The 22,360-nt window shown below is 29.5% G+C and carries 21 protein-coding genes; all 21 read right to left on the reverse strand.

Going from position 1 to position 22,360, the window contains the following annotated elements:
* Positions 1-8 precede the first annotated feature (8 nt).
* The 21 genes from J2S15_RS11280 to J2S15_RS11380 all read right to left on the reverse strand — a co-directional run bounded on the left by J2S15_RS11280 (position 9) and on the right by J2S15_RS11380 (position 22,355).
* Positions 9-956, reverse strand: a complete 948-nt coding sequence (locus J2S15_RS11280) for a hypothetical protein (protein WP_307408351.1) — start codon at positions 954-956, stop codon at positions 9-11.
* Positions 949-2,007, reverse strand: coding sequence for a radical SAM/SPASM domain-containing protein (locus J2S15_RS11285; protein ID WP_307408353.1), 1,059 nt, complete (start codon positions 2,005-2,007; stop codon positions 949-951). Before J2S15_RS11285 ends, J2S15_RS11280 begins: the two co-directional genes overlap by 8 nt.
* Position 2,008: 1 nt before the next feature.
* On the reverse strand, positions 2,009-2,824 hold the full coding sequence (locus J2S15_RS11290; RefSeq protein WP_307408355.1) for a class I SAM-dependent methyltransferase: 816 nt from the start codon (positions 2,822-2,824) through the stop codon (positions 2,009-2,011).
* 2 nt (positions 2,825-2,826) lie between these two features.
* The gene (locus tag J2S15_RS11295) at positions 2,827-4,221 is read right to left on the reverse strand and encodes a coproporphyrinogen-III oxidase family protein (RefSeq protein WP_307408357.1); all 1,395 of its coding nucleotides are present in this window, start codon (positions 4,219-4,221) and stop codon (positions 2,827-2,829) included.
* Positions 4,222-4,234: 13 nt separating this feature from the next.
* Positions 4,235-4,726, reverse strand: a complete 492-nt coding sequence (locus J2S15_RS11300; RefSeq protein WP_307408359.1) for a DinB family protein — start codon at positions 4,724-4,726, stop codon at positions 4,235-4,237.
* Between the two features lie 200 nt (positions 4,727-4,926).
* Positions 4,927-6,183 (reverse strand): radical SAM/SPASM domain-containing protein, encoded by a 1,257-nt coding sequence (locus J2S15_RS11305; protein ID WP_307408361.1) that lies wholly within the window; start codon positions 6,181-6,183, stop codon positions 4,927-4,929.
* 396 nt (positions 6,184-6,579) lie between these two features.
* Positions 6,580-7,926, reverse strand: coding sequence for a recombinase family protein (locus J2S15_RS11310; protein ID WP_307408363.1), 1,347 nt, complete (start codon positions 7,924-7,926; stop codon positions 6,580-6,582).
* Between the two features lie 182 nt (positions 7,927-8,108).
* Positions 8,109-10,232: a DNA topoisomerase gene (locus tag J2S15_RS11315; RefSeq protein WP_307408365.1), complete on the reverse strand. Its 2,124-nt coding sequence runs from the start codon at positions 10,230-10,232 to the stop codon at positions 8,109-8,111.
* A gap of 74 nt (positions 10,233-10,306) precedes the next feature.
* A complete protein-coding gene (locus J2S15_RS11320) occupies positions 10,307-11,713 on the reverse strand; it encodes a hypothetical protein (RefSeq protein WP_307408367.1) in 1,407 nt (468 codons plus the stop codon).
* A gap of 116 nt (positions 11,714-11,829) precedes the next feature.
* Positions 11,830-12,597, reverse strand: coding sequence for a hypothetical protein (locus J2S15_RS11325; protein WP_307408369.1), 768 nt, complete (start codon positions 12,595-12,597; stop codon positions 11,830-11,832).
* Positions 12,590-13,804, reverse strand: coding sequence for a hypothetical protein (locus J2S15_RS11330; RefSeq protein ID WP_307408371.1), 1,215 nt, complete (start codon positions 13,802-13,804; stop codon positions 12,590-12,592). Before J2S15_RS11330 ends, J2S15_RS11325 begins: the two co-directional genes overlap by 8 nt.
* On the reverse strand, positions 13,797-14,456 hold the full coding sequence (locus tag J2S15_RS11335) for a hypothetical protein (protein ID WP_307408373.1): 660 nt from the start codon (positions 14,454-14,456) through the stop codon (positions 13,797-13,799). The genes J2S15_RS11330 and J2S15_RS11335 overlap by 8 nt, the downstream gene beginning before the upstream one ends.
* Positions 14,437-15,003, reverse strand: a complete 567-nt coding sequence (locus J2S15_RS11340; protein WP_307408375.1) for a hypothetical protein — start codon at positions 15,001-15,003, stop codon at positions 14,437-14,439. Before J2S15_RS11340 ends, J2S15_RS11335 begins: the two co-directional genes overlap by 20 nt.
* 3 nt (positions 15,004-15,006) lie before the next feature.
* Positions 15,007-15,429, reverse strand: coding sequence for a hypothetical protein (locus J2S15_RS11345; protein ID WP_307408377.1), 423 nt, complete (start codon positions 15,427-15,429; stop codon positions 15,007-15,009).
* An 11-nt stretch (positions 15,430-15,440) separates the two neighbouring features.
* Positions 15,441-15,635, reverse strand: a complete 195-nt coding sequence (locus tag J2S15_RS11350) for a hypothetical protein (protein ID WP_307408378.1) — start codon at positions 15,633-15,635, stop codon at positions 15,441-15,443.
* A 34-nt stretch (positions 15,636-15,669) separates the two neighbouring features.
* A complete protein-coding gene (locus J2S15_RS11355; protein WP_307408380.1) occupies positions 15,670-16,173 on the reverse strand; it encodes a hypothetical protein in 504 nt (167 codons plus the stop codon).
* A gap of 13 nt (positions 16,174-16,186) precedes the next feature.
* Positions 16,187-17,293, reverse strand: coding sequence for a DUF874 domain-containing protein (locus J2S15_RS11360; RefSeq protein WP_307408382.1), 1,107 nt, complete (start codon positions 17,291-17,293; stop codon positions 16,187-16,189).
* Positions 17,294-17,296: 3 nt separating this feature from the next.
* Complete coding sequence (gene mobL / locus J2S15_RS11365) at positions 17,297-18,565, reverse strand: relaxase MobL (protein WP_307408384.1); 1,269 nt, start codon at positions 18,563-18,565, stop codon at positions 17,297-17,299.
* A 14-nt stretch (positions 18,566-18,579) separates the two neighbouring features.
* Positions 18,580-20,715, reverse strand: coding sequence for a VirD4-like conjugal transfer protein, CD1115 family (locus J2S15_RS11370; RefSeq protein ID WP_307408386.1), 2,136 nt, complete (start codon positions 20,713-20,715; stop codon positions 18,580-18,582).
* A 437-nt stretch (positions 20,716-21,152) separates the two neighbouring features.
* A complete protein-coding gene (locus J2S15_RS11375; RefSeq protein WP_307408389.1) occupies positions 21,153-21,866 on the reverse strand; it encodes a hypothetical protein in 714 nt (237 codons plus the stop codon).
* A 57-nt stretch (positions 21,867-21,923) separates the two neighbouring features.
* A complete protein-coding gene (locus J2S15_RS11380; protein ID WP_307408391.1) occupies positions 21,924-22,355 on the reverse strand; it encodes a hypothetical protein in 432 nt (143 codons plus the stop codon).
* Positions 22,356-22,360: the final 5 nt, after the last annotated feature.

A 22,360-nucleotide genomic window follows, 5' to 3' on the forward strand; every position in this document is an offset into this window, starting at 1 on the left:
CTAATGTATTAATTATTTTTATAATAACAAAAATCTATTTCAAAATTATTTAAAAACTCCGATGGTCTGTCTCTAATTTTACTGACCACAAATTGAGAAGTTAATTCAGAATTAATTATTTTTCCTTCTTTTCTATACGGTACGACATCCGAACACCCTGGACTAATAATATCGATATATTCTAAGACTTTTTTTATTAAATTAACATCTTCTCTCGATGTCATTATTATTTTTGCCCACGGACACTTACTTTTCATATTCTTTATTAACTTTATATAGTTTTCATTTTTAATTAATTTGAAATTTTCGCTATTCCCTATAACCCTTGGTAAAGATATATATATATTAGCTCCTTTACTTTTAAGTTTTTCCGCATGAATTATTAATGATTTGAAATCTTCTTCTAAATCATTAAGTCCTACCAATATACCTATATCAACTGACTCAAAACCATGATCAATCCATTTTTCACATGTTTTATATCGGAAATCGAAATCCTCTTTGGGGCTATTTTTTATAAAGCTGTTAGAAAAAAACTTTTTATAACTACTTCTTGAATATGTTTCTTGAAATAATGATAATATTAAAACTTCGGTTTTGATTACATTTCTTCTAATATAAATTATTTCATCATCTGTCAATGCTCCAATATTAAAATAAACCTTTTTAAAGCCTATTTGTATTGCTAGGTTAATTGACCAAATAACCAAATCCAAATTATCTCTTCGCTTTCTTCCAGTAATATGCTCACCTGTTAAAATACACACCGCACTTATTTTTTCTATCGAATATATGATATTCAGTTGATCATATATTTCTTCTTTCGTTGCTGTTTTTCTAATAATTTTATTATTATTTTTCCTTAAATTACATATTTTGCACACTGAATCACATTCATTGCTAATATATAATGGAACAAATGTCTCTTTATATGGTTTGTCACTCACTTTATCCATTTAACTCCTTAATTGCATTTTCTAAATGGCTCTTTAAAATTGAGCAGTTATATTTAATTATTTTATCGCACTTTTCGCCTGACATCCTACAATTAGCACAAAACCTACCTTTGCAATATTTATATACGGAACAGTCTCTACATTCATCTAACTTTAAATAATTTATTTCTTCTTGTACTTTATATTCATTAAATTCCTTTATTAGGTTATCAATATCTGATGATTGTTTTACATCATTGATATGTCCCATGTAATAACCGTCTTCATCTGAAATAGGACAAGGATAAATATACCCACCTGGAGTGATTTTTATTGTAAGTTCATTAATACAATCTGATTCTCCGCATGAATTAATTTTTGATATAATTTGTTCAATCCTATTAGATGATATTTCCGTAATACTTTTATTTTCAATAATATTTTGAATTATTTCATTTTCGATACTCACCTGCTTTTTGATAGGTGGCGCAATCTGTTTCCAACTTTTTTTTGCATTCCCTACAGGTAATAAAACCGGAAAATAGACATAAGAAAAACCATTATCTTTACAAAAAGATATCATTTTACTAACTTCCTGAATGTTTTCATTCATTATCGTCATAGAAATACCAACTTTATTTGCTATCTCATACTTAACAATATCTTTTAAAAGCTTTTCAACTTTCACATACGTATTCTTACCTCTTATTTTTTCGAATGTTTCCTGAGTGCTGCCATCCAAACTAATTTGAACCATCACGTTATCATTTCCAATTACCATTGACTTCAAATCGTCAATAGATAATGTAGTTCCGTTTGTAGTAATAATAACTTTAGTTACTTTTGATAGTTCACTAACTAATGTGAAAAAATCATTATGCAAAGTTGGCTCTCCACCTGTAATGATACAAGTTTCAATTCCTTTTTTTACTGCAATTTCATGAAATTTTAGTAAATCACTTGAGCTAATTTGTTTTCTTTTACTACTTTTTAGCAAATCGCTACAGTGAATACATTGAAGATTGCACTTAGATTCAATTTCATAATATATTCGTTTTGAAAGATTTGGCATATTATTCTCTTACTTTCCTCCACCCAACAAAGTACTCAACCATGTGTGGTGGATTAATACATTTATCAACTTCGACCAATTTATGTTTTGGTAAAATTTCATATTCTTTTTCATCATATGATAAAGGTGAATCTAAATATTCATCTGGTATGACATCTAAATAGTCTCTATCTTTGTCCATATTTAATTTTCCAGATATATCTTTGTATAAGTATACTGCATCCCATTTAACGAGGTATCCATCATATTCGTAATAATTTAATCTAACTGCAAAATCACCTATTTTATCATCTGCTACCTCGATATTAGATTCTATAAAAGATTCATTTATATTTACATCATTTTCATAACCAAAAACATCTGTAATAAAAACACCACCTTCTTTAATTAAACTTTTGATATTGTCCAAAGTAACAGAATAATCATCTATACTAATAGGAACCAATAGTAAAAGTACTATATCAAACTGTTCATTTATATTCATAAAATTGTTTGCCATATTATTATTCAAAAAATCATACTCAATAAAGTTAATTTCTACATTGGATTTTCTTGCATATTCTTTTGCAATTTCAATGGACTCTTTATTCTTTTCAATTGCAGTCACATTATATCCTAATTTAACTAACTCAACTTCATGTCTTCCTGTTCCTGAACCTAATGATAAAACTCTATTCCCATTACTTTTCTTATATTTCTTTATATATTTATCAAGAATCTTATCAAATTTGGGATATTGGAAATACTTTTCTCTAAATAAATCAATATATTTAATTATTCCCGCAGGATAATTCACCTGCCAACTATCTTTTTTCAAATTTAAATCTCCTCTACTTTTACTTTTAAATAACTTTGACTAATTAAACCTTGCATTTTCTCCCCCCAAGGTTGCAATCTACATCTATTAGAAACAGAATAAAACTCCTTAGAAATGTTATCCACATAATACTTGCCTTTTTTTGTAACAATCATGCTATCATCTTTTTCTTCTACCAAACCGAATGATTTTAATTTTTCAATTTCATTTCTATATATATTTCTAAATTCACAGTTGAATATTTCCCTGAATTCTTTGTATGGAATTTTAAAACACCTCACACCTAAAACGACATACCTACTCATTGCATCTTCGATTGTAAATTTCTGTCCTATCAAAACAGGCAAACATTGTTCAGATATAGCATTTTTATATTCTTCTATATTATGCACATTACAATATGTATTCCCATTAAATACAGAACTTGCTCCAGCACCAAGACCTATAGTTTGACCTTGCGGTGCCTTCCAGGTAGTTAATATCTCTTGTTGAATGTGTCCGTTTTTTGCATAATCTGGTTGCGCAGTATGATCCCACCCCTTACTAGTCAAGTAATCATTTATTACATAAAACATACTTTGGTCTTCGGCCTCTGTTGGTTGTATTTTTTCTATTGCTGACTGTCTAACAGACAATTCTAAGCTATATGCACTAATTGAATTTACTCCAATATTAATAAATTTTTCTAATTGCTCTTTTAAATCATTTATGTTTTGATTAGGAAGCCTATAAAGTAGATCAGCAGCAACTGTTTTAAATCCCAAGTTTACACAATCTTTTAAAACTCTCTCATTTTGCTTTGAAGTTTGATGTAATCCTAACGTTTTGAGTGAACAATCACAAAATGTTTGTATACCGAAAGAGACTCTATTGACTCCTATTTCTTTTAATGCAGATAAGTAATTGTAATCCACTGTACTAGGATGACCTTCTACTGTAATCTCGATTTCTCCATTGTAGGGTATAACTTTTTTTATTTCTTGAATTATGCGCTCAATCTCTTCTGGATATAGTAGTGACGCTGTTCCCCCTCCAAAATATATAGTTTTTAAATTTAATTTTTTTGTTAATGCAGCCATTTTATACATTTTTATTTCTTTAATAATTGCTTCAAAATACCTTCCTAATTCTTTTCTACTTTTAATTATTTCTACATAAAAGGGGCACATTGGACATCTAAATAAACATGCAGGTACATGTATATAAACTACAGTATCATAAGAAGTAATTGGTATATCCGTCTCCATGAAAATATCCCGAGGATCAAAAGCATTAGGACCATGATAAAGAGGGTAACTCCATACATATTCACGATCAACCTTTGGAAACTCTTTTATCCACTCATCATAAGTCACTAGTGGAGTAAAAAGATTATTTGATAACATTTTATTTTTCACAGTAATTTCTCTCCTAATTCCTATTTTCAGTTTGTGGCAATGCCCAATCTTCAGCTACTAATTCAGGTATTGCTCTACCTAGAGTATAATAAAAAGCAACAATCTGTCCCTGATGAAAAGTTTCATGAGCTACCAAAGAACATAAATGACTTGAAATAGTTTTGATGTCTCCAAACCAATCAATTGTAAATAGATGATCTTTTCTAGCTATAATATTAACCATCGATTCATCCAACTCTTTCATCATATTCGTTAACTCAATATAACTAATCTCACCGTGATAAGTATCTGAAGTTAGGTCAAAACTCATATTTCCTTTTTCAATCGCCATTACATATGCTTGCTGAATGTCAATCATTTCCTGAAAATGTTTTTTTAAAGTGTTCAATATTGGCCTAGGTAAATTAAAGTCAATGTCTTCATTTTTTAAATCATTTATTAACTCAATAGTATTTTTTCTTGTCGATTTCCACTCATCTAAAGTGAATTCTATTTCTTTAATCATAAATTTCCTCCCGTTTCCGTATCGATATTTTATAAAAGAAAGCATAATGATATCAAATGGAAATGATATCATTATGCGTAGTCTACTTAGCCGATTGCCATGCAGCGGATTGCCAACCATCATTGTGATGCTTTGTTAAGTAGATTAATTTTCTCCACATATATCTCACCTCCTTCTTGTATATAAAATTTATAGTTTTCTCAACAATCTGCATAAATTAGTTTAATCATTCTAGGTATGTAAGAATCATAGAATTCTTTTAAACACTGTTTTTCTCCATGCATTTCTTCCTGCCATTTACATCCACCTCCGCAGTAATTAATATATGCACACTCTTGACACTCTAAGTCATACTCTCTATTCAGATAGTCATAATAATTTTCATTGAAAAGTTTGCTAGTTAAGCTTCCCACTTTTTTTTCATCAAATCCAATGTGTGAGCAACACTTATGTAAAGACCCATCTGTGTCGAAAACCCATCTTCCGAATGATGATATTCCACAGTTCATAGAGAAAATAAAAGGTTTAATATTATACTTTCGCTTAAGATGTAAATAGCAATCATACATTTGATTTGCTGTTGCAACCAAATCTTCATGCAAACTTTTAAAGTTTACATTTTTTTTGTTTGGGACTACAGGAAATAATCTGAACTCAATATCGCTACTTTCAATATTTGATAGTATTTGATCTACAGCTTCTTTTAAATATAAGCGATTATCTTTATCAACATTCATTCGGATGCTAATATTTTTCTTCCCATATTTTTTAATGTATTTATTTATATTTGCAACAATTTTCCTATAACTTCCTGAGCCATCAGGACACACTCTTCTTGAATCATGCAAAGCTGATAGTCCATCAATTGTGATTCTATAAGAATCGATGTATGGAATTATATCTGGATGATCTAATAATCTCATTCCATTAGTTACCATAATAAATTTGGTTTTAACTGGTAGACTATTCATTTTTTTTATTAAGTATAATAAAATGCTTTTGTTTATCATTAATGGTTCACCACCATAAAAATTGAACCCAATTTCCTCCGTTTTAAATTTTTGAATATACTCTAAAAGCCAAGTGTAATAATTATCTATTATTTTTTCAGTCATAAAATGACTATCATGATTATTAAAAAGGTTATTCTGTATACAATATGTACATCGCAAATTACATAATCTAGAAGGAACAAGCGTTACACCAATTCTCCTAGTTTCTGTGTTAAGGTTTTTATAAATATATGAAAATAAACTTTTTTCATCTGATCCATGTTTATAAATAAAAAAGCCTTTTAAAAGATATTCTCCTATATCTCCTTGAAAACCTGGGTTTTCTAAACACTCTTGTAATTTATTTTTACTTATTTTTATTACTGCCCTAGATAATGAATTAAAAATAAGTAAATGATTTTTGTCTAATTCGTTTATTATATTGTAGCTTGTTAATTCATACATATTTCACCTCATTATGCGAGAACTAGTAAAATTTTTCACTAGTTCTCATGAATCAATCATTCATATTGAAAATCAAACTGAAAGTTTTCATTATCTTCATCAACGATATCTTCTATTATTAAGAAATCTTCCATTATAGTTTACCTCCTTTTTTATATTGTAAGCCCTTACATTATAAAAATCAATATACTTTTTTCTTAAGAAAATCAAGAAAATGAGAAAAGCGAAATGAGAAAGTCCACATTTTCATTCTTCATTTTCATTTTTTTATAGCCATTTTTATAGATAATGCTGCAGAGTATTTACTTTGATATTTGCAATTACTCGTTTTGTGAACCCCCTCCACAATCCTCATCACTATATTAATATATGCTAAGTTTTAAGTTATTATAATTTCTATTTAGTTTCTTTACTTTTCAACACTATATTTACTTCAATGTTATTATCATCAAAACTATCGACTTCAATTCTATCTACATAGTTTCTTAGAAAATCTCTTTTCTTCGAATAATCAAAATCCTTCCATTTTATATTATTTTTAGATTGTTGATTAATCAAATCTACTAATTCCATTCTTTTCTTTAGTAGCTCATGTTCCTTATTACGATGATACTCTTCATTTATTAGAGAATTAATAAGATTTTCATCATTCTCATCTATCAGATGTTGCACATTCTCTAGTTTCTTTTGATTCTCACTCGCAGGAGTTGCCTCTAATAACTGAACGATAATTACATCTAAATCATATTGTATTGACTCATATAACTTTTTGTGATTAATTCTTTTTTTGCAACACGGACAGTAGTAGTATAAATATACGTTTTTACTTTTTCCATTTTTTGCAGGCTGTGCTTTCATTTCTGTGTCACATATTTTACAATATACATACCTTTTAAAATCATATTTATACTTATTTATTGCCTTGTATCGCTTTTGCAGATCCCTTTGAACTGCATAAAACAATTCTTCTGAAATAAGTTTTGGCGTATGATTTTTTATTACTAATTTAGGATTTCGTAACGTATTTTGATATGTTCCAATATAGATTTTATTCTTAACTAAGGTTAACAAAACATCTTCATTCCAATGATCTTTTAAATAATGATTTGAATTTAACCATGCCAACATTTTTCGAATTCCTAATTTCTCATCATGTATTTTCTCAAATATATACCTTACCTTCGGTGCAATTTCCTCATCAAGCATCAAAGGTGCTGATCCAAATTCATTATGAATCCTCTTATACCCTAATGGGATAATAGATTTAGGATAATTCCCCTTTTCTGCACTTGTTTTTAGAGATGCTGATGTTCTTTCACTTGTTCTCTCACTTTCATATTGGTTATCCACTCCTTTTCTTCTTATATTTGCTCTTCCATCAGCTGTTGTGAAATCCAGAGTATTTTCTGTCGAGGATACTACATTTACATTATGTTTATGAAACAAGATAAATAGTTGTTCTGTTTTCACACTATTCCTAACTAAGCGATCTAATTTCCATATAAATATATTTGCTATTTTATCTTCCTTTACTAACTGTATCATCTCATTATAATCTTTTCTAACCACATTTTTTTGAAATGCTGATTTGCCTTCATCAATAAAGAACTTATCTATTGTCATTTGTTGTACTTCAGCAGTTCTAATTACTGTTAACTCTTGGTTAGCAATTGAAAAACCTCTAACTTGCTCCTCTGTTGAAACTCTTAGATACGCAACATTCATCCTTCCGTTTTCATCCATCAATTTTGTCCTCCCTGTTCATATGTTTATCATCTTCTGATAAATCATTTAAGGATGATGGAGGGAATTCATTAGTTACTTTAACAAATACAGGACAATAATTTAAGTGGAGAAGACATACTAGCATAAAAAAAACAGAGACAAATTTTAACAGCTGCTTCTGTTTCTCGTTATTAATCATCCTAAATTTTTCTAAGATTTGCATATTTACCATTAAGTACAAGTTCAAATTCTGCTGGATATTTTTTTCCTAATTTACTTTTAATATTAAACTCCACAGACTTCCCTGCTAGTAGTTGAGTTACCTTATTGCTTGTTAACTTTAAAGTATTATCAAAGTACTTAACATTTTCAAATAATCGAAAGTCACATCCACTATCATCCTTACTATACTTTTCACAATACCAAGTTGTTTTACCTTCTATTACATTAGATCCACATAAAGGGCATTTACCTACTATTATTTTGTTTGGCTTACTCGCAGTGATTGATACATTCTTGTATGCACTATCCATGTGAGAGCGAAATTCATTAACTACAGACTTTTGCAAATCATTAACATCTCTTGTTCCATTTTTTATATCTTCCTGTATCAACCACCACAATGCAGTTAAATCAGCTGTTTTAATTCCATCCGGTAGTAAATCATAGAATTCTCTACCTAATGTAGTAGAAATAATTGAATTACCTTTCATTTCTAAAAATTTTCTCTTTAATAGCAATTCAATAATTGCACCTCTTGTCGCTACTGTGCCAATCGATCCATTTTCTCCCTTAACTCCCTTATCCTTTTCCTTCAATATATTTCTAATTTTCTCATCTGATACATATTTGGCTATACTACTTAGATCACTGTTAAGAGATGCAGGTGTATATCTTTTTAAGGGTTTCGTTTCTTTTTCGATAATTTCATAATCTTTAGATGCAAAATCATATATTCCTTCTTCAACAAATATTTCATGATTTTCTTGGTCCGATTTATTTGAAAAGTATTTTTTATAACCACTGTCTACTACCCTACTTTCTTTATAAACAAATACACCTGTTTTATATGGTAGTTTAAATTCTGATTCTTCAATTTTCTCTGTAGGTAAAAATTGCATTGCATATCTTTCAACAATTGCAACATACACATTTCTTTCCGCTTCAGTGAACTTACTAATATCAAGTTTAATGTTTTGAGGAATGATTGCATGGTGCGCTGAAACATTTTCACTACTGAAGCACTTTGATTTTATAGAATAATCTAACGGTAATGAGCTATTCACATTACTTAACGCTACTGCTAATACACCTGGTGCTTTCTCGTAGAATTCGTCACTTAAATATTGGCAATCACTTCGATTATAAGTAATTGCTTTGTATTTATCTCTAAGTGACTGAGTAATATCAAGCGTTTGCTTAATTCCATATCCATATTTTTTATTCATATCACTCTGCAATTTTGTAAGATTATAAGGTAGAGGTGGAGCATTTTTCTTTGGCTTGTTTGTTACTTCTACTTCGCCTTTGAAATCGGTCAGCCCGTTAATGATATCACTATAAAATGATTTGTCTGTAACTAATTGTTCAGTATCGTTTTCTTTATTAAATTTAAACTTTGCTATTACATCAGAATAACTATTACTATTCGAAGTCAGATTCATTTTTAGCATCAATTCATAATAACGTTGTTTTTCATGATTTTCTATTGCTCTGTCCCTACTTACAACCAACCCCAATGTTGGTGTTTGTACTCTACCTGTTGATATGTTAGATAACCCTAATTTCAAACTTGCTAATCTTGTTTCATTAATACCAAAAGCCAAATCAGCCATTTGTCTGGCATATGCTGCTAATCCTAATTTTCGAAATTCTTGATTATCCTTTAGCACTTGAAATTCCTTCTTTATATTTTCAGGAATATTATCATTTATAAGAACTCGATATACCTTCCCTTTGTAACTGAAATAATCTAAAATTTCATCAATTAAAAGTTGTCCTTCATCATCTGGATCCCCTGCATGAATGACTTCATCACTTTCTTTTAATAATTTACCAATAAGTGCCAATCTTTTTCTTTTATAGCCTTCGTTGTCTGGTACCCTTTTCCAATTCTCAAAGTATATTGGTAAATCATTTATGTTCCATGTTTTATATTTCTCATCATATACTTGTGGATCTGCTAACGTTAACAAATGCCCATATGCTGAGACAATGGCATAATCATTCCCATATATTACATCATTTCTTTCTTCTTTTCTATCTAAAATGGCATTAGCTATATCTTTTGCTAATGCTGGCTTTTCTGCTATTACTAGTTTCATATTACCTCCGTTAATTTACTATAAAAAAAGATGGAAATTTCACCATCTCTTCCTCTTATTTCGCTAGTTGATTTCTACTTCTCTATATTATTATCTTCCAGTTGCATCAGCCTAAGTTTTTTTTGCTTTGTACTTAATTCTTCTATTAAGATATCTATTTTTATTTTCCAAATTTCTTTTTGCTGACTTGTGACTTGCTTTGCATAATAATAAAGATTCGAAAGTATCGTTTCTAAATTTCTTAGAACAAAATCATTTTGCATATGTTCAATATCATTAATTATATCATTTAAATAGTCTATGACTACATCTTCATTTAGCACACCACGCTTGAATACCTCAATGTATTTATTTCCAAAATTGGTCTCTTTATATCCAGAAATATTACCAATGTAATAGGCAAACCTTCCATCATCTGTATTTAATTTGTTACTCTTCTGCATTGCCAAGACTTTTGAAGATAAAATATCTTTGACTATGTCAAGTAAAACCTTTTGCTGATCAACTGTTAATTTACTAATATATACACGAATATTATTTATGAGTTCAACTGTCTTAAATATGAACTCTTTTTTTATTTCATCATCACTATCCTCCAATGTATACCTAAAGTTCAATATGGAATTTATAACTTCCTGAATTGATTTATTTTCTTCAATGAGATATTTATTATCTATATATTTTTTCTTTGCATTTTCCAACTTCTTATTATATCCAAATTCATCAATTTTACATTCCAATAAAAAAGCATATTCCAAGAAAGGATAATACAATTTTGAATCACTATAATCACTAAAGTTTCTTATGAATGTATCATTCTCATATGAATATTCACTTATATATGCATCGCCTGAAAGATTATTATTAGTGTAAATATAATAAGAATAATCATTAGCATCAAACAATAAATACTTTGATAACTCATTAATCAAATCTGCTCTTATAATATTTATAAAACTTCTGCCAATGTCAGCAAACCTCACTTCTAATGATCTATTAGTAGATGAATTTGAAAAATGTATAATTTTATTTGTTTCATCTAAAAACAGATAATAAAGTTCATAACCAACAACTCTCTGCTTATAGATAAAAAGATAATTGTTATTTTGAACAGGAAATAAATAGTGTATTCTTTCTTCAATAAGCAGCGTTATCGGTCCATTTGTAAACTTTGAAATTTGATTTTTTTCTAAAATTGAATATAAAACCGCCATCATTACTTGAGATATCGTTAATTGTAATGACTTTGAAAGTTCTTCAATTTCTCTTATAACCCTTTTGTCAAGATATAAGGATACATTAATTTTGTCACTAATGGAATTTAATACATACTTATTTGCTAAATTCAGTTTTGCGTTACTCATATTAAAATCGTGAATAAACTTAGTTACCTCATCACTAATGTTTATTGATCGACTTGAAGCCCATTTTCTAACCACAATCATTAATTCTTCACTAACTACATATGTCTTTGATTTCATACCATTCTCCTTTTGATAATACTTATATTATTAATAATAATACACTATTTTAAAGAAGTCAATTTTTTGAATCCATTTTATATGTAATTGATTGCTCATCAACGAAGTTAAGCTCTCTAATTTATTTGTAATGGTTTTGCATTATACTTTACTTTGTATCTAATTATTTCTACATCAATTTCACTGTCTACTGGTATTGATAAGGTATTCACTCTATCCTTAAAGTAGTTTTTTTCCTTCTCTAAACTGTTTAATAGATTTGCTAGAAATGTAGTTTCTTCTTTTGTTATTTTTCTTGACGCAGAAGTATAATCTATATACTCATTTATAAACCAACCATCATCAAAGTCTAGACTCGCTATACAACCTACAACCTCACTATAATTGTTTCTATTGTGTTTGGTGTCACACAGTAGAGTGCTTTTCGAATATAGTGCATATATACGGTCATTTTCATTTTTGGTAAATGATAACTCATATTCAGCTATGCACACTGATAAACTAAAATTAAAAGGCTCATCGCACATATATGATAAATACTCACAATCCCATCGTACAAATACTTTAGTCACATCACTCATTTCTTCAAAAGAATTAAAAACTATTGGGATGCCTATTGTCTTTTTCCGTCCTTGCTTAGCTGCAATTTGCCATATCCTTTTATTGATATAAGGTTTTTTCACTATTTGATTATCATCAAATGGAATTATCTGATCACCTTTACTTGTTTCAATTATGACCTGTCCTTTTACTTCCTCTATTGCATGGCAAACAAATAAATCCATGATGATCCATAAAACATAATCATCTTTTCTATAATCTGGAAAAACTCTTTTTAACTCTTCAGTGTTCAAACTCCTTCTTTGTGGTATATAATCATTCATTTTCTTCACCACCCAAATTAAAAGATGGATATAGATCCATCTTTGTTTGCTTTATATGATTGCTCAAATTACACACAACTAAATGTACATCAACCTTATGTAACGGCTTATCAATTACATGTTTGTAATTTTCGTTCCTAATTGATTCTTTCATAATCTCTTGCAGTTTTAGAAATGCCTCTTTATACTTCATATCGTCAAAATTCACAGTATCTCTATTATTATTCATAGTAAACAATACTTGCTTATTTGAATTTGCTAATAAATCGTTTGCAATATTACTTAACAAAATAAAAGGGATTCTAATTTCCAATATATCTAACACTACGTCATCGTCAAGTTTGCTTTCTAATAAATCAGAGTATTGATTTTGATATTTAAATAAATCATCAAGCATTGCATCCGCTGCTTTTAACAACATCTCCTGATTTACCTTTATATAATTCTCTTGCTCATCTGTTGTTAATTCTCCAGCTTCGTTTCTATATAGATCCTCCAATTCACAATTATTAAAAATCATTTCCAAATATGATTCCAATAACCCAATTTCTTCTTTACTAAGTTTCAAAGTTGTATTGAATAATTTCTGTAAAATTACTTCTCTATTTTTAACTTGAATACTATCTCCAACCACTTCTGGCATTGAACACGTTTTTGACTTTTCCAAAACATAATATCCTTTTATTGTTGTATCATCTAAAACAATCGAAATATCATACTTCTTGTCATTTCGTACATCTATGATAAGCTTTATTACTTTACATATGATCCAAACAATTAGGAGCCACAAAACATGCAATAAATCATTAAACATATAAAATGTAATCAACACTCCAAAAAAAGATAAAATCATTACAATCATATCTATAGTTAAATAATGCACTATTATGTTTGTTTTTCTATTGGAAGCGCTATTTGACATCCATGTTAGAAAAGCAACAATCATAAGGATTGGTAACAGCAGAACAATAAACCTAATTACTGTCTTTTCATCAAAAGGGACAACTCCACCTTCCTGGATAAATGTTGTGCTTATGTGAATAGCCCCTAATACTCCAATCCAAAAACCAATTGCATATATTACATTTAAAATTCCTAAAAATAGTTTATCAATATCTCGAAATACTTGTGCTGTAAAGTAAAGCTTTTGTTCATCATTTTGTTCATTCCATTTATTTTTTATTTTATCTACAATTTTTTTAATCATTCTCTGTACCTCTCATTTCTGCATAACACATATTTTGTGGTGGTCTACTCATTACATTTCCTTTACTATCCAAAAATTCTGATATTTCTATAGACTTCTGGTATTCCTGTACATTGGCAAACCATAGAATATAATCGAAATCATGTGTTTCCCATCCGATTTTCTCAAGATAAGATATAAACTTTTTACTTGAAAACCAACCTTCATTTAAATTCGGTTTTAAGTTATTCATAAAACACCAGTCTAGATATAAGTTTTTTATGGCAAGATGCCTACATTTTGCATAGTCACAATCAACACGATAACCTTCCTCTTTTTCTCTAATATAGCCAATTGGGAAAACAGTAAATAAATCTGCTTCTCCTACTATCTTTCCACTTCCACCTTTGTTTTTTGTTTCATAGATATAGATTTTGGTTACTTCATTCATAGGCTCTTTATTCGTGCATGCTTGATGAAAATCATCATTTCTTAATTTCAACCAATTCTCACTAGTATTAAAGCGATAAAAAGACGCATACCACTCTGTTAAGCTAAATTCAGTTCTTGGATGCATATCTTTCAGGATCTTCTTTCTAAATTCATACCACTTCTCTTTTGATAGTATCTGATGGGTATATGGTGGATTGATACTAATCATTATTGATTTCATTTACATCACTCCTCCTATCTTTAGTTTTGATCCAAGAACTGGGAACTTGGGCATTCTTGTTATCTGATATATCAAATTCTTCGTCATTACACACAAAATTCATAAATACTTCCTCACTAACAGTAATTGATCTGCTTGAAGGTAAGTCTAAAATACTTCCAAGTTTTAGTTTCACATTATCACTTAATGTAGGATTATCACGGAGTGTACCTTCTAATACATCAATGGAATAACTCACAACTTCAAAATGAATTCCGGAAAGTTTCTCCATGATAACTTTATTTGCCTGATTAAGCGATGGATTGATTTCAAATCCTTTTTCTAAATCGTAAGAAACGCTTATTACATCACATAAGTAATATTCTTCTCCATTGATTTCTATTGCAGTTTCTTCATCAAACAATTGTTCTTTTCCATCATCACTGGTAATATGAAAAGCAATTGAAACCGTTGCACCCGTTACAAGCTGACCTTCAAATTTCTTTTCTCCAAAATAATTGAATTGATAGTCGTAACACAAAATTCCTTTTTCTTTATTATTTTCCATTTTCTAATATCCTTTCATCATCAGGTTCACGATTGCCTGATTCATTATCAAATCCTTTTTGAAGTATGGTTGATGAATAATGCTCCAACGCCCACCCTCTTCCACTCCAATTACTCCGATATATTTCTTTTCCTTCAGATAACCGAAATATTTGTTTAATATCAGTTCCTTCTTTTCAATTGGAATTACAATCCAACTTTTGTGTACATACTTCATATTTTCTTCTGCCTGCAAGAACACTTTCTTGATATCCGTTAATTTAAATTCGAATGCATTTATTTGAAAGTTATCCTGGTACTTTTCAATTGTTACTAAATCCGAACAACCTTCTCGGATCTCACATTCAAATTGATGTTTAATTGCTCTGCCCTTCTGGTTGTAATACTTCCAAAATAGATCTTTTAAATTCTTCTCAGTTAAAAACATCAGTTCCTCCTTTATAGTTGTTTTGCCTTTTCTTCAATCTCACTCAAGCGCTTTTTAGCTGCATCTGCATCACTCTTCAACTTATAGAGTGGTTTCAACTGTTGATCAATATCTTCTAACTCTTTCTTGATTTTTTCTTGTTCATTAAGTTGCTTTTGTTTCTTCTTTTCTAAATCACTAATTTTCTTATCTAACACTTTGCTCATATTAGTTTTCTCCTTTACAATGTTCTTATGTCTTTTATTTATATGAAATCAATGTATCAAAAGCAATTGCATAATTACTTTTAACATCCCAACTAATTTCTTCAAGGTATTTCTTGAATTTTTTGCTTTTCATATGCCCTTCACTTAAATTAGGCTGTATATCTTTCATTAAGCACCAACCTAAATAAAGATCTCGTAATATCAATTCTCTATCCTTTGCGACATTTATCATTTCATTTTCATCAATTAAATCATTACTTGAATACATAAGTTTATAAATACGTCTAATGGTACATTCTGCCAAAACTTTATTATTATCTTCATCAAGAAGACATAGTTTAATCTTTTCTTTTTCAATATATTGCTCGATCATTTCAGGTGGTAAGTAGTTAAAAAAAGATATATTTTTGTATCCTGTTAAAATCATTTCAATTGATTCTTTATTTACTCCTAAAAAATATATATTTCCTTTTGCTAAACCCAATATTTTAGAGACTTTTTTTTCATATTCTAATGATTTTAATTTTGCTGAACCCATACAATTAACCATCTTATTTATAATCATTTTCTAACAATTCCTTAGCAAATACTTTTTTTAACTGATAATCAACTGATATTATATAGTGAGGCTTATCCAATGCATTCATTACCTCTTCCATCTCAAGAATTTTAATTATTTTATTATTATACTTCTGTCGCTTACTATTTTTCTCATTGTTCATTTTATTTTCAAATGTCAATAAATTAATTACTGGTTTCTCTAAAGCTGAATTTAATAACTTTTTAAATTTTTCAATTTCAAGGTCATTAATGAAATCAATAATCTCTAAATCTACATCACCATGATTTTGATTACTACAGTATATATTCGTTATAATCCATCTATTTATATAATAGTATTGCCACCAATTCTCGTTTTTCCATGATTCACTTTCTTTGGCTTTATTAGTGGCTTCCTTAATAAGTTCTTTAGATTGTTCATCAAATTTGCTTGCTATTTTGGTATATATATCTGTACTTGTTTTGGCTGCTCTTGTACCAGTTATATAGGCACGTCGCCATACACTATATTTTTTAGCATTTGCTGGCACCATATTTCTTGGACAATCTCCACATCGAGTTCTAGAGCGATAATTCATGTGTATCCCAAAATGATATTTATGATCAATATAACTTTTAAATGCTAATTCTATAAAAACTAACAGAAATTGAAATACTATACATCCAAATACCATGTTTAATAGAATGGGGATCTCTGCTAAACCCATGATTACGAAAACACCCATTAGTAAATCAAATGTAAACGTCTTAATCATATCTGGTCCTAATAATTCACTCACTAAATCTCCTGTAGAAGTCCTCCTAAAAATTGATGAACAAGATATTCCAACAATTATAAAGATTCCTATAAAAGGAATAAGGAACGAAATCTCTGTAAACTCTGTACTAAGGAATTCCTTGATTTCTATTACTTCTTGATAATTATTCATCACCCAAACTATTCCAATCCAAAAAGATAGAATTAACAATAAATTTAAGATCCATTTATCAATACGCATGATGACATGGATTATTCTTGTTCTAATATAAACTTTCTCTTCGATGTCTTTACTACTGTATAAATCACTCCATAATTTTTTAATTATAAGTTTCATCATCTCTTACCTTCCAATCACTTTACTTCTAATTTCTTCTTGTGCTTTACGAGCTACTTCATCTGCTTGTCGTTGCATACTTTTACCAGCATAATATGTGTGTTCAATACTAGAAGATAAATCTAGTACTGTTGCATGCAGAAAATTAGTTGCTCTAGTTTTTATATTGTTCTTTCGCAGTCCTCGAATAACTCGCTTATCATCAAACTCCTCTTCATAGTCTTCACAATCTAATCTATAAGCTTTGATATTAGATAAAATTAAATTTGCTAATCTTGTATCAATTTGATCTATTCTTTTTTGTTTGAAGTTAATCTTATCTTCACTATCTTTATCGCCACCATAAATAATAATTTGTGCTTCTACCTCTTTATCCAAATGTTCAATAAATTCTTTGTATACTTCACTAATTCCTCCATGCTTTTTTATATAATCTACTAACTCCATTATCTCTTCCCTATGAGGTTTAATATTTGCACTATTAAATTTAAAAGATCCTTGTTGTGGAAGGACCTTTTCTAAATGCTCCAATTTTTGAGTATATTCTTTATCTACCTTATAAGCCTTTTTACTGTTATTTTCACTTTTAACTATCAACCTTTTAATATTGTCTGAAAATCCAAGTTCATCTAACTTTTTAAATAAACCATGCTTCAAATCATCTCTTTTGATATATAAGTCTGTATTCAATTTCATTAATCTTGTAATTGCACTATTTGCTTTTGTTAATTTAGATTTCTCAATCATATATCTTTTCTTTGTTCTCTTCTTTTCATAAAAGGAAACATGAACATGTGGTTGATTCGTATTCGTATGATAATATGCACTCCAACTTACATTTTCCGGATCAAACCCCAAAGCTTTAATATTTTTGTTCATTGTTTTCTTAATTAAATCTTGCATATTTTTTTTAGGCTTTAGATTGTTATCACTAGCAAATTCATCTGTAAATGATATTACACAGTTATAAACAATTTCTGGTTTGTACTTTTCCAGTTCTGACAATACTTTTTCCTGTGTTAAATAACCAGTGTGATTAAAAGCACCGGTGGAACCAATTCTATAATTGTAATAATCGAATGCATCCTTTGTATTTTCTGTCTCAATACCTGCATCTAAACTATAAAATGTTTTATCACATGCATCACTTCGATTAAAATACTTATGCATACCTTTGGTATTAGTTTTTAACAACTTAGGGGGAGGTTTCCCCCTAAAATATTCTGTAGCCCTATATCGCAAATCAAATATTATACCAGGTGTCGTTTTTTCCATATAGACCTTCTCCTTTATATTCTAAATATATCTTCTAGTTTAGATCTTTGATTATTATGAGGATTGTTCATCCTTAATGTTAGATCTACATCTGGTATGCTACTCTCTTCTTGATCATCAATATCAACAGATTGTAACCATGTTGAGAATTCCTTACTTTTCAAATAATTTTCTACTGCAAATAATTCTCCATTTACATCGGCATCAGATTTCTTCTGTTTGATATGATGTTCAACAGATTCTCTTAAATCACTGCGTGAGGACCAATACCACAACATATTCTTTTCATTTGGTAGTTTAGCACCAGGTTTCATAAAATGTTTAGCTGCGGCGTTAAACATATCTTCATCCTCCATCTCTGGCTTATCTGTTGTAAACTCAAAAAACCTAGGAACAGCCCATTTTAATGTTTGGTCATCTCTTTCAACTTCTGTTTCATCATGTTCCATTTCTTTATACCAGTCATATTCACTAGCATCTGGTAAATATACTTCCATAGGTTGAGTATATAATCGTGTAACAATGATTCCGTTACCATCTCTATTATCTGCACTCATTAATTTGTTTGCGTCCTTCAATGGAACAGATTGTTTTGACCATCCAACATTACCGCCTGAATTGCTTCCAGTTTGCGAATAGTTTCCACCTAAGTTATCTACCCATAAAGTTTCATTTCCGATTTGCTTCGACATCTCTTCGCAAGTTGCATAGTCAGAACTCGAGATAAAGTATTTCAAGTTACAGTTTGAACGAATCGTCTTAGCAACCTCTGGTCCATAGATTTCATCCATTTGTCCATAATCCTGAACATATAAGTGATATACAATTTCACGAGATAAAGCAACTGTGATTTTTCTTTGAAAATTATTTACCTTAGGCATATTCCCAAATTCATCATAAATATTATGAACACGTTTTTTTAGTTTTCTACCTGGCATTCCATTGGCTTCAAAAACCAACTCTTGATATGACTGATCAAATATCATACCGGCAACTGAATCATACGTATTCTTTTCATCTGGGTTCACTACAAAGAGTGCTTTCTTCCCTTCTGTAAAATCACTAAACTTAAAATCACTTCGTGACAATACCTTTGCAAGTTTCCTTGTAGAAAAAGTATGTAGTGTCGCCAATGCTGATGTCATAAATGACCCCTTTGTTCTTTCTGGAGCATTTGCAACTGCTGTATATGCTACTCTTGCAGTATCTGATTCATTTAAACTTTCCATAAACATTGATAACACCATCTTCTGTGCTTTTGATCCAGAGTGCTTATCATTAACAGGAATTTCCCCACCTAATAATGCAAGGGTTTGATATACCGAATAAAAGTTTTTTCTGTCCTCTGGAATGTTTGCGGAACATACACTCAGGATAATCCCTTTGATCATCGCCTTCTGACCATCCAGCCAAATTTTTTCGCCTGCACCATTATCTACAACGATTTGTGCAACAATATCTTCTGCATATTGATCTGCATCGTCAACCTTTCCTTCATTGATACATTGAATAATGTTATTAAGTGGATTCCAGCAATCACTATATTGAAGATTTCTCAAATCGATTACATAGATTTCATATCCTCTTTTTTTCAAATACTTATGGAAGTCTTGATAGAATTCTTTTTTAGGATCGTTAAAAATCATACTCTCCATAGCCATCGAACAAATCATAACTAATTGTCTAATTATTTTTCTTGATTTCCCAGAACGTGTAGATCCTACACATAATGAATGAACCGCTTCCTTTTCATAAAGCACTTCATTACGATCAAGTTTATTTACTGGTGGACCTCCAATCGTCAACGTTTCATTCGTATCAATAGAAGTAATTGCAAAAAATTCTCTTTGCTCTTTTTCTGTTGCCCACCTTGCAGCTGCTAAGTCATCATCTTGTACTGGCTTCTTAAACTGAAACATTTTAAACATAAACAATATAACCATAACCCATGCTGCAAAAGTTAATGTAAATATCTCTTTTCCTCTAAGACCAACTACATACAGAAAATCATAGTTTTCATTTAGCATGTCTACTTCCAGTCGCCAGAATAATATACATACAGCAATACCTATTATTGGAAGTGCAACTATAGCTAGTACTATATCTATAGCAACACCTTTTGATTTATATTTATTCTTTTCTTTACTCATAAATCTCCTTTCTGTGTAATACATAATTTTCAAATTCATGAATTAGTTTGATAAAATCTAACTAATAAAGGCGAACCTAAACCCTTTTTTTTATAGTTTTTTCAAGTGTTTTGTATCAGTTTGTAATACATCACCCTCAAAAATCGATAGAAAGTTTGATAATTTGAAACTCTAGTTTGGCTCGGTTTAGTGCATATAAACTAAAAAAGCGAACCATTGGTTCACTTTGTAATTTTTACATTAATATACTCATTATCTCTTCATAGTTTGATAAAACGTTGTGACCACTGGTCACAAGCGCCCCAGTGAGTTCGTTCGCGAACACACTCTTACCCTGCTCTCTATAATACGTGAACAAAGTTCGCGTTTTGTAGAGAGTGGACACGTGATAAGGTAGTACCTTTAAATAGTGTCCAAGCATTTTGCATTTCCATTAATCACATAGATAAGTCTTGCTCGTCATTACGATTAATATCTTCATCATCTGACAAATAAAAAGCTTGCTTTTCTCTATTGAAATAACATAGAGAATGTTTATTAACAATATCACTTTCATCGAAAATGCCTTTCAAATCTGTCACTTCATCAAACACATCCATCACGTCATCATATGCTCCAACTCGTAAAAGTTTCGATGCAATTTCTTCTGCTTCATCTAAACTTTTTGCAACAATTTCTAATTCATTTTGATATGTACAATACTTAATAATTCTGAATACTTTATCTGTTTTGTCATCATATTGAAGAAGTTTTTGTTTTGATTCACAATCGGTTTCCTCAAACATTTTTAGTAAACTTTCACTTCTTTCTTCTATAGCATATTCAAGATTTTTTACAATATCGCTAAATAAAAGTTTAAGAATATCATCATCATTTTCATATTGTTCTTTTGTGTAGAAATATTTCTTTGCATAAGAAATCATTTCTTTATTATCCAAAACCTGAGATAAATTAATAACAAAATCATCATACTTTGTAATTGAAATTACATCCAATTTATTAATCATATAATTTAAAAACTGTTTGCAGTTTGGATAATCTACGTCTGTTATATCCATAAATTTTATATTAAAAGTATACATTGAATCAATCTTCACATCACAGCAAGAAAGATTTCCTTTCTTCAATTCTACAATTTCTTTTAGTTTCATAATTCCTCTTTTCTTAAGTATATCGAGTATATTTTTTAAAATATACTCGATTAATTTCTACCACCATGACCAATAAAGAATGGCATCATCACTTTCAATTGTTTCTAAAATCTGTTGCATTGTTGCTTTACATATTTCTAAATCAACTAAATAATTCTCATCATATTCATAATTTCCATAGAACAATCCATATTGAATTGGTAGCCTTTCTTTTGCTAATTCAAAGTCTTTTGTATCTAAAATATAACTCGATTCTTCTAACAAATACTGAATATCTTCTACACTGACTCGTATATAATCACAGTTTTGTAAATCATATTTCATTTCGAAATAGCCTTGCACGCAATTCACTTTTCGTAAAAACAAGTCTGCTACTGAATCGGGATAGTTCATATTATCTTGTTCATCATAATACAAAACTGCTTCTCCCTCTTTATATAAAAATAATCGTTTATCTTTTACTATTACAAATTTTTGGTCAAGTCCCATACAAG

This window comes from Breznakia pachnodae, from assembly GCF_030814225.1.
Taxonomy (GTDB): Bacteria; Bacillota_I; Bacilli_A; order Erysipelotrichales; family Erysipelotrichaceae; genus Breznakia; species Breznakia pachnodae.

Excerpts from the sequence above, each read along its gene's own strand:
- J2S15_RS11315 (WP_307408365.1), bottom strand. The coding sequence starts at position 10,232 with ATGAAACTAGTAATAGCAGAAAAGCCAGCATTAGCAAAAGATATAGCT.
- J2S15_RS11340 (WP_307408375.1), bottom strand. The coding sequence starts at position 15,003 with ATGGAAAATAATAAAGAAAAAGGAATTTTGTGTTACGACTATCAATTC.
- J2S15_RS11380 (WP_307408391.1), bottom strand. The coding sequence starts at position 22,355 with ATGGGACTTGACCAAAAATTTGTAATAGTAAAAGATAAACGATTATTT.
- J2S15_RS11310 (WP_307408363.1), bottom strand. The coding sequence starts at position 7,926 with ATGGATGAAAACGGAAGGATGAATGTTGCGTATCTAAGAGTTTCAACA.
- J2S15_RS11320 (WP_307408367.1), bottom strand. The coding sequence starts at position 11,713 with ATGAAATCAAAGACATATGTAGTTAGTGAAGAATTAATGATTGTGGTT.
- J2S15_RS11330 (WP_307408371.1), bottom strand. The coding sequence starts at position 13,804 with ATGATTAAAAAAATTGTAGATAAAATAAAAAATAAATGGAATGAACAA.
- J2S15_RS11285 (WP_307408353.1), bottom strand. The coding sequence starts at position 2,007 with ATGCCAAATCTTTCAAAACGAATATATTATGAAATTGAATCTAAGTGC.
- J2S15_RS11370 (WP_307408386.1), bottom strand. The coding sequence starts at position 20,715 with ATGAGTAAAGAAAAGAATAAATATAAATCAAAAGGTGTTGCTATAGAT.
- mobL (WP_307408384.1), bottom strand. The coding sequence starts at position 18,565 with ATGGAAAAAACGACACCTGGTATAATATTTGATTTGCGATATAGGGCT.
- J2S15_RS11280 (WP_307408351.1), bottom strand. The coding sequence starts at position 956 with ATGGATAAAGTGAGTGACAAACCATATAAAGAGACATTTGTTCCATTA.
- J2S15_RS11305 (WP_307408361.1), bottom strand. The coding sequence starts at position 6,183 with ATGTATGAATTAACAAGCTACAATATAATAAACGAATTAGACAAAAAT.
- J2S15_RS11350 (WP_307408378.1), bottom strand. The coding sequence starts at position 15,635 with ATGAGCAAAGTGTTAGATAAGAAAATTAGTGATTTAGAAAAGAAGAAA.
- J2S15_RS11345 (WP_307408377.1), bottom strand. The coding sequence starts at position 15,429 with ATGTTTTTAACTGAGAAGAATTTAAAAGATCTATTTTGGAAGTATTAC.
- J2S15_RS11360 (WP_307408382.1), bottom strand. The coding sequence starts at position 17,293 with ATGATGAAACTTATAATTAAAAAATTATGGAGTGATTTATACAGTAGT.
- J2S15_RS11355 (WP_307408380.1), bottom strand. The coding sequence starts at position 16,173 with ATGGGTTCAGCAAAATTAAAATCATTAGAATATGAAAAAAAAGTCTCT.
- J2S15_RS11375 (WP_307408389.1), bottom strand. The coding sequence starts at position 21,866 with ATGAAACTAAAAGAAATTGTAGAATTGAAGAAAGGAAATCTTTCTTGC.
- J2S15_RS11300 (WP_307408359.1), bottom strand. The coding sequence starts at position 4,726 with ATGATTAAAGAAATAGAATTCACTTTAGATGAGTGGAAATCGACAAGA.
- J2S15_RS11325 (WP_307408369.1), bottom strand. The coding sequence starts at position 12,597 with ATGAATGATTATATACCACAAAGAAGGAGTTTGAACACTGAAGAGTTA.
- J2S15_RS11335 (WP_307408373.1), bottom strand. The coding sequence starts at position 14,456 with ATGAAATCAATAATGATTAGTATCAATCCACCATATACCCATCAGATA.